Genomic DNA, 13049 nt, shown 5'->3' on the forward strand with positions numbered 1-13049 from the left:
CTCCTTTTTTAACATCTATTCTAACGATTCCCCGCAGTGAAAGACGGCAAGCCGTCTGATCTTGGGGCTTGCAGTAGTTAAGAGCACCCGCAGTCGTATTTTCTCTGTGCAAATTGGAGGGAAGGCGTCGATTTTCTTATGGCCAATCGCGCTGCCACGTTTCAACTCCAGCCACGCTCCGTCACTGAATGCTTCCAGCACATATTCGCTCACTCTCTCGCCATAAGCGATGTCTTCCATAATATCAGCGTGGTCAATCACGGTAGCTACAGGCAATTCCAGCTCAATAAGATCTCCGGTTCCTGCTCTTACCGCCAGAGCCTTGCCGAATCTGCGCTCGATCTCCTTGCCAAATTCCAGCAGTCGCTGCACATCGGCCTCCGGAAGCAGTCCGCGGTTGTCAGGGGCCACATTGAGCAGCAAAGTCGCCCCATGTCCGACCGAACGATAATAAATATCCATTAGCTGCTCCAGAGACAGCAGCAGATGCTCTTCCTGAGGATGCCAGAACCAGCGGTCTTTACGGATGGGCACATCGCATTCCGCAGGCACCCAGCTCGGTGTTCCGGGAAGCCAGTTCAATGAGGCTTCACTGAACATGCTACCCCGCGCGGAATCCGCAGTGTTCCAGCATGGATAAGGAGCAACGCCATCTTCATTGCCAACCCAGCGAATCGTTGGTGCCCCCATATTAAACACCATAGCACTTGGCTGATATTGTTTGATCAGATCCATAATTCGCCGCCAATCGTAATTACGGCCCTCAGATCCTGCACCGTCGAACCAAATCTCCGTAAGTGGGCCATAGCCCGTAAGTAGCTCCTGCAATTGCAGGCAATAGAAATCATCATACGCTTGCGGATCCGCATAACATGGCTCATGTCTGTCCCATGGAGACAAATAAATGCCGAAGCCTAGCCCAAGTTCACGGCAAGCCTCCGCGCATTCCCTGACAACATCGCCTCGCCCTTCTTTCCATGGGCTGGAGGCAACAGAATAAGTGCTTGTTGCAGTCGGCCACAGGCAGAAGCCGTCATGATGCTTAGCGGTCAGTATAAAATAACGGAATCCAGCTTCTTTAGCTGCACTAACCCATTGGCGGGCATCCAGATGAAGCGGGTTGAAAAGCGTAGGTGAGTCGCTGCCTTCTCCCCACTCCTGATCGCAAAACGTGTTCATTCCAAAATGGCAGAACATCCCCAGCTCCAGATCCTGCCACTCCATCTGTTCCCTAGAAGGCAACGCTGCTTGCTCTTCGGACTTGTTCTTTGAAGAAATTCTTTCCATCATTTTTATACTCTCCCATATATTGTGTAAGCCCAATGTATAAATAAGGCTTTGGAAAGCCGGTTGATGACCTTCCAAAGCCCCGTCCCCAACTTGGGATACCTCGCTTATTGCCTATTTACTTGATGACACCTTTTTCGTTGATAATTTTCGTTGCTTCATCAACCATCCATTGCTGCACCTTATCAATCGATTCATTTCCAAGCATGAATCTGCTGAAGCCGTCATCGATAATTTTGGTCAATTCGGACGTTGCCGTCGTCATCACCTGCGCACCGTCAAGGAACTGAATTTCATTATCAAAAAGTGTGTATTTGAGTGAATCCATATCATACATATCTTCTTTGCCAGCGACCAATTTAGTCAGCAAGGTCTCATTGTCAGCTTTTTTATATCCGGAGAATTCCAGTCTGTTATCACTAACAGCCGTCGACATAAATCTCATCAATTTGAAGGAAGCCTCTTTGTTCTTTGAAGTTGCGCCCATCGCCAGCATGTTGCCGCTGGTGAAGTATTTGCCTTCATATTCTTTCGGTTCCGATCCTGCAGGAGGCACCGGTACCGGAGCAAAGGCTGTCTTGAATTCATGCGGATACTGTTCGGTGTTACCTGGATCAGCAATCGTCCAGTTGCCAGCCAAGATCATAGCGGCTTCTTCATTGAAGAATTCGGTACGATAGTTGAGCTTAGCGGCAAGAGCGTCCGCATAAGATTTCGCAGATTTATCAGCAGACTCCATATCTTTACGCAGCTGGAAGAAATATTTATATGTCGGATCCGCGAAGATCGTCGTTCCGTCATCATATACGAATGGGTCTTTCATCATCGTTTGAGCTGGAGCGTTCATGTACAACTCCCAAGTGTGGAAGTATGTGCCGTAACGTTTGTCCACGCCTTCGCCTTTGGTCAGTTTTTTGGCATAGTCGCGGTAGTCATCCCATGTCCAGCCAAAAGTAGGTACAGGCAGACCCGCTTCATCCAGTGCATCTTTGTTCAGCATCACATAGTTACTGCTCTTCGTATATTGCATCCCATAATAGTTGTTGTCGACCTTAGCATTCACATAATATTCATCCTCAGGAACGAGGTTATCTTTCTCATAGAATTCATTCAGCGGGGCAAGTGCTCCCCGAGTCGCCCGTTCAAGCACGCCTCCCAAGCTTGGCACCTGAACAACATCAATCGCTTCGCCGGAAGAAATCAGGAAGTCAAGTTTCTTCAGCATCTCCACAGAATCACCGGGAACGAGTGTCACATGCTCTACCTTGATGCCTGGGTTCTGATCCATAAATTCCTGCAGCATAGCATCGGTACCAGCCGACTGGGCTTCATTATCCCAGTTGTAATACTTGATGGCGACTTGCTTGTCCACCTTGGTGTTCCCGGCATTCGTACCAGCTTCAGCATTCCCATTCTTTTCCGAGTTTCCGGAATTTCCACAGGCGCTTAGCGTTAAGGAAACCGCCAGCATGGAGCCCAGTACAACGGATAATCTTTTTTTGCTCTTTGTTTTCATTTTACTTCCCCCCGCACTGAATTTTAAGTATAGTGCCTTGTTCATTTCTTATTATAGGCATCCGCTTTACTGGCCAAGTGCACAATTTTGCTGTTGTAGGATCACATTTTTGACTTTTACTATCTATCGTGTACACCCACAGGTCAGCCCTTTACGCCGCCAAGGGAGATTCCGTTAATGACTTGCTTTTGCAGGGCAATGAACACGATGACGAGCGGGATGATCGCCGAAACAGCTGCCGTCATCATAATCGCATAGTTGTTCGAATAATCGTCCCGGAACAGTGTCATACCGAGTGGAATAGTGTACAAATTCTTATTTAGTAAGAAGATCAGCGGATTCTGGTAATCATTCCAGGTCCAGATAAATTTGATGATCGCCACCGTAGCGAGCACCGGCTTGCAGAGCGGAATAATGATAGACCAGAATATCCGTAAATGGCCTGCACCGTCAATTCGCGCCGCTTCAATATATTCGTCGCTGACACCAATCATAAATTGCCGCAGCAGGAACGTGAAGTAGATGGAGAACATACTCATTAATATGATTGCAGCATGAGTATCATAAAGACCGAACCAGCGAATCAGCAGAAAGCGCGGAATCAGTGTGGCCTGGTCAGGTATAATCATGAACGACAGCAGCGCCAGAAACACCATATTTCGTCCTTTGAACTTGATTTTGGTCAAGGCGTACGCCGACATAGATGAAATGATAAGTGTAATTAAGGTTGTAATAATCGCAACTTTAAAGGAATTTAAATAGAAATGAGAAAAAGGTACTCGTCCCATCCAAACCATCTTGAAATTATACGCTACATTGATCTTCTCAGGAATCCATTGGATCGGGAAGCGCATAACATCTTTCTCATATTTAAAGGCTGCGGATATCATCCAGATCAGAGGAATAAGAAATACAATGGACAAAGCCCCCATGATGCAGGTAGTGATCACTCTGGACATATTTTTTCTAATCAGTTGCATGTTAATCTCCCCCCTTTATTCTTCATTTCTCATTTTCCAAGTAGCTGCGGTGATCAAGCCTATGACGGCGAATAGCAGCCAGGAAATTGCAGAAGCATAGCCCATGTTGTAGTATTTGAACCCTTCCTCATAGATCCTGAACACAAGCACAGTAGAAGAATTGTTCGGGCCACCTTCGGTCAAAAAGGCGATGATGTCGAACACCTTAAACGAGCCAATCAACATGGTTATAAGCAAGAAGAACGTGGTCGGACGCAGCATAGGAACCGTGATGGCAAAGAATTTTTTCAGTGCGCTGGCTCCGTCTATTTCAGCAGCTTCGTAGATTTCATCGGAAATATTCGTCAAGCCGGCCATATAGATAATAATGGTGTAACCCAGACTCGCCCAAGAACTGATAATGGCAATCGATAACAGCGAGGTCTTTGGATCCACCAGCCATTTTGGAGGGCTGGAAATTCCAAGCTCCATCAAGAACTGATTGATCGGTCCAAGGGATGGATGGAACAATGCGCTCCATACGGCGGCAATTGCAATAATCGAAGAAATATAAGGGATAAAGAAGGCAACTTTGAAATAATTTTTAAGAAATACACTATTTTGAATCAATGCCGCCAGCACCAAAGCAATCGCAATCGGTATCGGCACGGTCATAATCATATAAATAGCATTGTTCTTCAAAGCTTGAATGATGCTCGGATCATGGAACATTTTGATATAGTTATCCAATCCGATAAACTCGATCCCTTGAACCCCCGACAATAGATCCCATTTCGAGAAGCTTAAATAAAGTGAGAATCCAAGTGCAAATACATTAAGAAAAAGCATTCCGACAATTTCCGGAGCTAGAAACAGCCACCCGGTCAAAGCCTCTTTCCGCTGCGGAGTCCAGAACTTCCGCTTCTCCTGCAGAATTTTTGGCACAGGTTGTTTTGCAGCCTCCACGTTGTATCACCTCGACAATTTGATTTGTCATTATAGTAATATATCCGCCTTCCGCATGAAGGAGTGATTATGACCCGAGATGTGCAAGATTTTGACCTTTGTCTTTCGACATCAAAAAAACCGCCCTAGATGGGCGGCGGGTTTATTCGGTAGGTTGAGATTTGCACTTCTCAGCGTACCGAGTGTTTGGATTTATATTCGCTCGGCGTTGTTCCCACATATTTTTTAAACACTTTTGAAAAATAGGTTCTGTCCGAATATCCCAGACCGACGGCTAGCGATTCCAGGTTCTGGCTGGAGATTTTCAGCATTTTGGTCGCAACCTTCATCTTATGCTGATGCACATAGTCCGTAAAGGTCAGACCTGTCATGCGTTTGAAATAACGCGAGAAATAGCTCGGGTCCAGAAAGAGATAACGTGCCATATCGATTGAAGTGATGTTATCGCCAAGATGCTGATCGATAAATTGCTGGATAAGCTGCAGCTTGGGCTCCTGCGGGGGAGTTCCCGCCACCTGCTGTTTGTTGCCTGTAATCTGCACAAGCTTTCTTTCCACCAGTTCCATCGTATCCTCCAGTGTGCGGGTTTGCACGAGATAGACGAACAGATCCTCATCGAATGTTAGGCTAGTGAACATCAGCTCGATACCGCGGAGCATAAAGGATAAATCCCGGACGAAATCGCCCGGATGGATAGCCATAACTTTTGCAGTCCTAGCGATTTCCTGAAGAGTGCCACGGATGGCTTCAAGATCATTTTTAATCACGGCCCGTTCCATCTGCGGGATATAACTATCCAGAAATCCTTGAGGAGCAGGATGGAAGCGAGGAGTAGCAATTTGCAGAGTATCCAGAACTGTGTATTCCGCACTCGCATAGAACTCGCACTTGTCCTGGACAATTTGCCGATGAATCTGTCCGATCGCCTGCAGCTCTATTTTCTCAGTGACTGCGATGATGCCCGGTTGAATCTTAAGGAGATGGGAGCACTCGGAACACAATCGCTGTAAATAATCATGAAAATAAAGACTGGCATTCTGCGCCAGATTCACACGGTAATTATACAGAATCACAATATTCTTCTGCTCCAAAAAAGGCGTAATTCCCTCACACGCTTCGGACAGCTCTAGGGCTATATTGTAGATGGCATATAAAATAAGCGGATACTCGCTCTGCTTGTACCTCTTCTCGAAACTGGAAAAGTGAATGCTGACCGTGCCCAGCATGAACCACGGGTACGTCCAGGATATGCCGATTTGCGCCGCATAGGCTAGCGTGGTTTCGGGCGGGGCGCCGCCAATCACCCTTTGCAGCAAATTCTGCCGGAATAACTGGCTGTTGTAACCCGTCTCCCCATGCTTGATTAACCCGATCTTCGATTTAAGCAAGCGTACAGACTTGGCAAGGCTTTTCTCCAGTTGCTCGTCCGTAAGCTGGTCCTTGATTAAATAGTCATCCACCTTCAGCTTTACCGCTTGCTGAGCATAATGGAAATCCTCATGACAGGTCAGGAAAATAATTCTGACCTCCGGCTTCATCCGGGTAAAGTAATCGGCCAGCTCAATCCCGTTCTTTTGCGGCAAGCCAATATCCGTAATCACGATGTCGGGCTGCACTTCCTCAAACATTAATAACGCCTTGGCACTGGAATAGGTGCTGCCGACAATCTGCAAGCTATGTGCTTCCCAGTCAATCATCTGCTGAAGCACCTTGAGCATAGGAACATCATCATCTATGAGCATCACTTTATACATCAATATCCCTCTCTCTCGGGCAGATTAACCTGATGATTGCCTTGCGGCAAATACAAAGAAACGGACACCCCACCTTGCGGCAAATTATGCAGCGACAAGCGGGTATCCTGACCATAGGTCAGCCTCAGCCTTTGAACCACGTTAATTAAACCGACCCTTTGATAAGTTCCATCCTGTTCATCGTCCTTGTAGAGCAATCTGCGGTTCAGTCCTGCCAGAATTTCTGCCCCTGCTCCGCAGCCATTGTCTTCGACTTCAATCATAATCCCATCAGGGATCGTTCGCGCACGGACGACAATACGCGGTGCTGGGTGGTCTACTAGACCGTGAACGATAGCATTCTCTACGAGAGGCTGCAGAATAAGTTTAGGAACGATGAGCTTCTCTGTATCCGCTTCCAGATCGACCTCCAGTTCAAGAGGGATTTCGTTGCGGATCTTCATGATGTCGATATAATGACCAAGCAGTCTGCATTCTTCCCGTAAGGTAGCCGGTTCATTGACCTTCAGATAGGCACGGAGAAGACTCATTAGCGAATCAATGATCCCGCTGTGCAGCTTATCTTTAGCCAAAATAAGGCTACATTTGATCGAATTCAACGTGTTGATTAAAAAGTGGGGACGAATCTGCATAAACAGCGCCTCAAGTTCCATCACACGCTTCTGTTCTTGCTCCAGCTCGATGTCGTGAATCAATCCTTGCAGTTGATCCAGCATAGTATTCAATGTCTGCCCCAGCTCAGCGATTTCATCCTTGCCCTTGACCTCCAGCCTGACATCAAGATTCCCCATCCCGAACTGGCGCACAACGCGCTGCAGCTTCATGATTGGACTATGCAATCTTTTGGCAATCAGCATGGAAGTGGCCGAAAAGACAATAAACAAGAGAAGTACTAAACCAATGCCACTATAAAAAGTTCGCGAAATCTGGCCCGACCATTCTTTCTCAGAAGCTTCATAGACCAGCTCCCAATTGGATTTGTCGATGGCTCTGGCCGTACGCACGCTTCCTCTAGCTTCCTTGCCATCTGGGGCTAGCTCTGAGTTCCCGGCGATCAGACCTCCTCTGGAATCAAACAACGCCAGCTTGCCAAACTCGACCGGCCCGAGCAATTTGTTGAAATAGGCATCGGGAATGGAGATGAGAAGCACAGACACCTGCTGTTTCTCCCGGCTATCATAGATTACTCTGGCAATATAGTAGCTACTGCTTTTACCGGAACCGCTGTCGGCCATCCCAAGCCATTGTAATGTCTCCGGTTCGTGAATATTGACACGTCCCATCAGCTTGTCCATGTTGGCATTAATCACGGATAAATTCTCAGTCCCAGACGAGATCACAAAGTGTTTCCGGTTGACCAAATACATGCGAATGTTATTATTTAGCGGCTTAGAGTTGATGAGCGAAAACACATCCTGAATTTGCGTAAAATGTACGTAATCCTGATAGGTGTTCAGTCGCTCGGTATCTGCAAAGACCTTCAGATTGGCGCGAAAATTGGTATCGTTTACAATAAAATGCGATGCAAATGTCACATCATCAATGGTCTTGTTTAGTTCGTCAATCATAACGTTCAGGAAGTTATCGTTGCTGAGCTGCAGCTTTTCTACCATAGTATCCCGAATAAGCACAAAGGAGATGATCGATACTGCAATCAGCGGAATAAAAATCAGCAAAAGAAATGAAACCTGGATACGTCTATAGTAAGTGAATTTGAACATGTCTTCTCCGCGCCTCTCTCATGCTCTTTTCTTTTATTCTATCAGCCCGTTATCCAGTATACATGCATTATCTGATTACCGTGACTTTCTTTTGACCGTTTGCGAAAACAATAAGCACTACTTCACCAAAGATTTGTATACCTTCCACTACGTAGGAATCCAAGTGACTGGATGGAACCTCATGGCTGATCACGATCATATGCTCCTCGTTCCTTTCAGGGAAGCTGATCCGGCATGCCTCCGCCTGCATAGCATCCACAGCTTCACCCGTATGGCGGTAAATCGGCACCTGTTCAACCAGTGGACAGAACGGCTCACCGGAAGGCTGCGGGTACAGCATCTGCATCATCGATACCGTTCCTTTTCCCGTTCGGGCGTAAACGGCATGCTGATTGGGTTCCAGCAGATTGTATTCGCGGGAGATTACCCCGTCATCAATCTTGCCCTGAAGTCCTTTAACATTAACGGGAATAATGCAAAGATTGGCTTCTTGCTCATTTTTTGTACGGCAAATGAATGTCTCGTCGTCCATCTGAACCGCTCCGGGTGCAAAATGAAAATGCTGGGAAAACGTATGCTCCTGACGGCAGCTAAAGCTGTCGACCAGAAGCCAGTAATAAGGCTTGATGAATATGATCCTCCTTAGCAGGTGTACCGGATCATCCAAATGACGGTAGCCATCATGGCTGCCCTCCACATAATCAAAGTCCGGATTGCTGATCCATTTGCTGCCTGTCGGCTTCGCAATTTGGGAGAAGGACCATGTATCCGTGATTTCAGTGAATCCAATTCCGTCAACAGTAGTCGTATTATGGGCAGCGCTTTCTTTTAACGATTTTCTAAGTGGTGTGTGATCACTATAGTTGTATCTGCCCAGATCGGTAAGCATATCCCGCCCAAAGGCATGCAGATCGAAATGTAGCAAATCCGCGTGACCATGTCCACCACCAAGCGGTCCGCAGTGGAAATATAGGTACAAGTCCTGCTCGTCCCAACCCGTTCGCATCATATAATGACCGGAATGTGTGAAAGAGCGCGACAAGTAAGGCGGTTCCTCCGCAATCAGCTGCTCGTAACCTTCAACTCCATTCATTCCGAACAACCAGGCATTGTCATAATCCATATGATCGTATCCGCCAAAGCGGAGCACAGAATCCTGGAACAACCAACCTGCATAAGTCAAAATCGAACGGACATCGCTGTCATCGCTATCCCCGAGCATCGGCTGCCGATGATTCGGTTTGGCCCAATACAAGGAAGCGACGGCCATTTGATGAACTTTTTGCTGAAGTTCATCCTGTAGCTCCAGTCCATTCATGCGAGCCAAGCGGATGCAGTCGAGAAAACATACCAGAACCTCATGGTGATAGGTGGGCGATTGCTCCCAATGAATACCGTCCGCCATGACCTGGATTCTAGCCGTCTCCCCCAATCTCTCCTCACCTAGCTGTCGCCAAATCTTAGCCCTAGTGAACTCAGGGAAGTAGAGCGCGGTTTGGAATAAACCACAAGTCTCCAGAACGCCCCAATTGCTGATATTCTTCCAGCCCGTAAACGATAAAGCTAAATATTCGCTGTGTTCATGAAGGGATATCATCACTTTCGCCAGAAGCGTCGGTGTGAGCAACGGACTATCCTGTATATAGGACAACGCTTTGATCCAGTTCGCACAGCGAAGACCCGCTTCAATGGTCCGCCAAGTCAGCGTATCATTCGTAGGAATGTCTGGAACAGGATTACGGTCCATCCAATCTTCAAGCTGACAGCAAAATGTTCTCGCATACTCCTCATTACCTGTTATCGCATACGCTTGTCCTAATGCCACCCAGTAGCGGTGGCGATTCAGCATATAAGCCCATTCTACATCCTTGTCCGGAACATAGCCCCAGTAAATTTCTTCCTCAAAGGTAACCGGAATGCGGCTGCGTTCCATGTCCCAGGGAAACCGAAAAAGAAACGTCTGCTCCATAACTTCATCCGCCGTCTTCATTACGACTTCCAGCTCATCTGCGCAATATTGCTGTATATAATCGATATGCTGCTGTTTCCGACTGTCCTCTGCCCGCCAGCCCGGCGTGCTCCGACTAGTCAAATACCGATGCAATTCAGTCAGCGCATCGTCCTGCTGTGCTTGGCTGAGCGCATCCTTCACGGGCGCTAGAGCAGGTAACTCAAGGTCGAGTAGCGTAAAGACAGCATAGAGAGAGGTTGTTCGGCCATCAGCGTTCATACCAGTACCCCCTGGTGCCTTTTTGCAGCCGCAGCAACGCTTCGAGGTAGAAATAATCTCCCCAGATCATGAAATCATCCGGAGACAGACCGCCGCGTACATGGTAAGAGCCGTGCTTCAGCAGCCCCTCCGCATCTTCACCGATCGTGGAATAGTTCTGCACAAGTGAAGTCATCGACTGTATTAATCCCTGCTGAAAATAAGCCCGTTCGGGATCTTCATCTTCCATTAGCTCCAGCAGTTCCTGTAGTCCAGCCGCAACAATTGCAGAGGCCGAGCTATCCCGGTACGTATCCGCAGACACTGGAGCATTAAAGTCCCAGTAAGCGACATGATCCTGTGGCAAATGCTCCAGAAAATAACGGGCCATCCGCTTGGACGTTTCCAAATACAATGGATCCTTAGTATAACGGTAAGATAATGCAAAACCGTAGACGCCCCAAGCCTGACCGCGCGTCCAAGTCGATCCGTTAGTATAGCCCTGGTGCGTAGCGCCCCCAATCGGCTCTCCGGTCTTCTGGTCGAAGAAAAACGTATGGTAGGAGCTGTCATCTCCCCGCACCAGATAACGTTTCGACTTATCTGCCTGCATGATCGCCACCTGCCGATATAGGGAATCCCCGGTCTGTTGTTCCGCCCAATACAGAAGAGGTAGATTCAACAAGCAATCAATAATGATGCGCCCGCCTTCTTGGGCATCTCCGATAGGTCCCCATGCCTGAATATATCCACCGCCTGTGCGCCAGCGCTTCAGCAGTAAGTCTGCCGCTTGCAGTGTCAACTGACGTGCGGATTCGTCTTTTTCTATCATCCACTGGGCTTTGGAGGATAACGAATACAAAAATCCGATGTCGTGATGATCAAGCACCGTCTTTGCCGCGAAACGGCGACGGAAATCCTCTACAGTATGAGATGCCGCAATACGGAAGCTGTCATCCTGCGTATATTCATAGCACAACCACAACATTCCGCTCCAGAATCCGTTAGTCCAGTCGTCGTTATTATTAAGCTCATAAGTTCCATTCCTGCTGACATGAGGGAAACTGCCCCCGAACCGGTCTATGTTCTTACGTACCTTCTCTATCGCATCCTCAATCGCACTGCTCCACATAAGTTTCTTGCTCCCTTCAGGCTCTTCGTTTCTTACGTCTCATGATAAGGAGAGTGAACAGGATCTAATAGGGGCGATTTTTGCTTTGATGTGCATTATTTTGACTTTTGTACGACGTAACAAAATATATAACTATTTATGGAAAAATACGTTAAAATCAGAAAGTGACTTACAACTTTCATTCTTTTTAGAAACGGAGTGTCCTATTCATGAAAAAGCTAGGTGCATTATTTTTATCCATTTTCATGGTTATGTCTGTCTTTACCACTGCCCATGCGGCTGAAAAGCCTGTCGGTGTGTGGATTGATGGAACAGAAATTAAGTTAGGAAATTCTAACCCTGTTGTAGAAAAAGGAACTACCTTGGTTCCTATGCGTCCACTTCTAGAGAAGCTTAATGTAAATATGAATTGGAATAAAAAGACCCAAACCGTAACGGGGACCAAAAATGGACTAGCCCTCTCACTGACTATCGGCAGCACCACGGCAACGGTAAACGGGGAGAAGAAAAAACTAGAAGTGGCTCCTAAAACCATCAACAATGTCACCTATGTTCCTGTCCGCTTTATCGGTGAAACGATCGGCTATAAGGTAGAATGGAATGCGGTGCAGCGCACCATCACCTTTGTAGCTAATAACGAGGCTGCAGGTAGCACCGGATTCTTATGGAAAGTGGAGAACAACGGCAATACCGTCTATCTACTTGGTTCTATCCATGTGGCTAACGACAAAATGTACCCGCTACGCCCGGAAATTGAAGCTGCTTTTGAAGCATCTCAATATCTCGGGGTCGAAGTTGACTTAACAAAGGTTGATCAAACGGAGATGCAAAAGTTCCTTACGGAGAAAGGTTCTTATACAGATGGGACCAAGCTCAAGGATCACGTTTCCGCTGATACCTATAACAAAGTTGTTGCGCTTCTGAAAGCAAATGGTCTTGCAGGAAATGCATTCGATTCCTATAAGCCATGGGTCGTTACTCAAGGTATCTCAAGCCTACAAATGCAAACAACAGATTATACACCTGATACGGGTATCGACCTATATTTCACACAGAAGGCAGGCAAACTGAATAAACCTATCATTGAATTGGAAAATATGCAATTGCAGCTGAACATGTTCAATCAATTCTCAGATGGATTGCAAGAAAAGCTTCTCCTTGATACACTCGATAGCCTCAAGCAAACGGACAAAGCTGCAGCAACGGCTTCGCTGGATGCATTATCCCAAATGTGGATGCAGGGGGATGAACAATCACTCGTGGCTATGACACAAGCAGTCGCTAAGGAGCCAGAATACTATAAGGGTCTCGTTTCGGATCGGAATGCCAACATGGTGAAGCATGTAAAAGAGTATTTGAATAGTGATAAAAAAGCGACTTATCTTGTCGTTGTTGGTGCACTACACATGCTGGGTGATGATGGCATTGTGACTCAATTGCAAAAAGACGGCTTTAACGTCGTCAAACAATAAATACTAGTGTCAAAATAAATAAGGCTGTCTCTT

The 13049-nt window shown here is 47.0% G+C and carries 9 protein-coding genes; 1 reads left to right on the forward strand and 8 read right to left on the reverse strand.

The window, feature by feature from the left end; genetic code table 11:
* Positions 1–15 precede the first annotated feature (15 nt).
* The 8 genes from ACWNM1_RS21840 to ACWNM1_RS21875 form a co-directional block, all read right to left on the reverse strand.
* On the reverse strand, positions 16–1290 hold the full coding sequence (locus ACWNM1_RS21840) for an alpha-L-fucosidase (RefSeq protein WP_449602625.1): 1275 nt from the start codon (positions 1288–1290) through the stop codon (positions 16–18).
* A gap of 115 nt (positions 1291–1405) precedes the next feature.
* Positions 1406–2803: an ABC transporter substrate-binding protein gene (locus ACWNM1_RS21845; protein WP_449602626.1), complete on the reverse strand. Its 1398-nt coding sequence runs from the start codon at positions 2801–2803 to the stop codon at positions 1406–1408.
* 143 nt (positions 2804–2946) lie between these two features.
* On the reverse strand, positions 2947–3783 hold the full coding sequence (locus ACWNM1_RS21850) for a carbohydrate ABC transporter permease (RefSeq protein WP_042186014.1): 837 nt from the start codon (positions 3781–3783) through the stop codon (positions 2947–2949).
* A 15-nt stretch (positions 3784–3798) separates the two neighbouring features.
* On the reverse strand, positions 3799–4728 hold the full coding sequence (locus tag ACWNM1_RS21855; protein ID WP_042125419.1) for a carbohydrate ABC transporter permease: 930 nt from the start codon (positions 4726–4728) through the stop codon (positions 3799–3801).
* Between the two features lie 170 nt (positions 4729–4898).
* The gene (locus tag ACWNM1_RS21860; RefSeq protein ID WP_449602627.1) at positions 4899–6482 is read right to left on the reverse strand and encodes a response regulator transcription factor; all 1584 of its coding nucleotides are present in this window, start codon (positions 6480–6482) and stop codon (positions 4899–4901) included.
* On the reverse strand, positions 6482–8203 hold the full coding sequence (locus ACWNM1_RS21865) for a histidine kinase (protein WP_449602628.1): 1722 nt from the start codon (positions 8201–8203) through the stop codon (positions 6482–6484). Before ACWNM1_RS21865 ends, ACWNM1_RS21860 begins: the two co-directional genes overlap by 1 nt.
* Before the next feature lie 67 nt (positions 8204–8270).
* Positions 8271–10433, reverse strand: a complete 2163-nt coding sequence (locus tag ACWNM1_RS21870) for an alginate lyase family protein (RefSeq protein WP_449602629.1) — start codon at positions 10431–10433, stop codon at positions 8271–8273.
* Positions 10423–11544 carry a glycoside hydrolase family 88 protein gene (locus tag ACWNM1_RS21875; protein ID WP_449602630.1) on the reverse strand — a complete coding sequence of 374 codons (1122 nt, stop codon included), beginning with the start codon at positions 11542–11544 and terminating at the stop codon, positions 10423–10425. Before ACWNM1_RS21875 ends, ACWNM1_RS21870 begins: the two co-directional genes overlap by 11 nt.
* Positions 11545–11753: 209 nt before the next feature.
* Here ACWNM1_RS21875 and ACWNM1_RS21880 point away from each other — a divergent pair, with 209 nt between their 5' ends.
* Positions 11754–13016 carry a TraB/GumN family protein gene (locus tag ACWNM1_RS21880; protein WP_449602631.1) on the forward strand — a complete coding sequence of 421 codons (1263 nt, stop codon included), beginning with the start codon at positions 11754–11756 and terminating at the stop codon, positions 13014–13016.
* The last annotated feature ends 33 nt before the right edge of the window (positions 13017–13049 follow it).

The sequence above is a fragment of the Paenibacillus sp. Marseille-Q9583 genome (genome assembly GCF_976954365.1).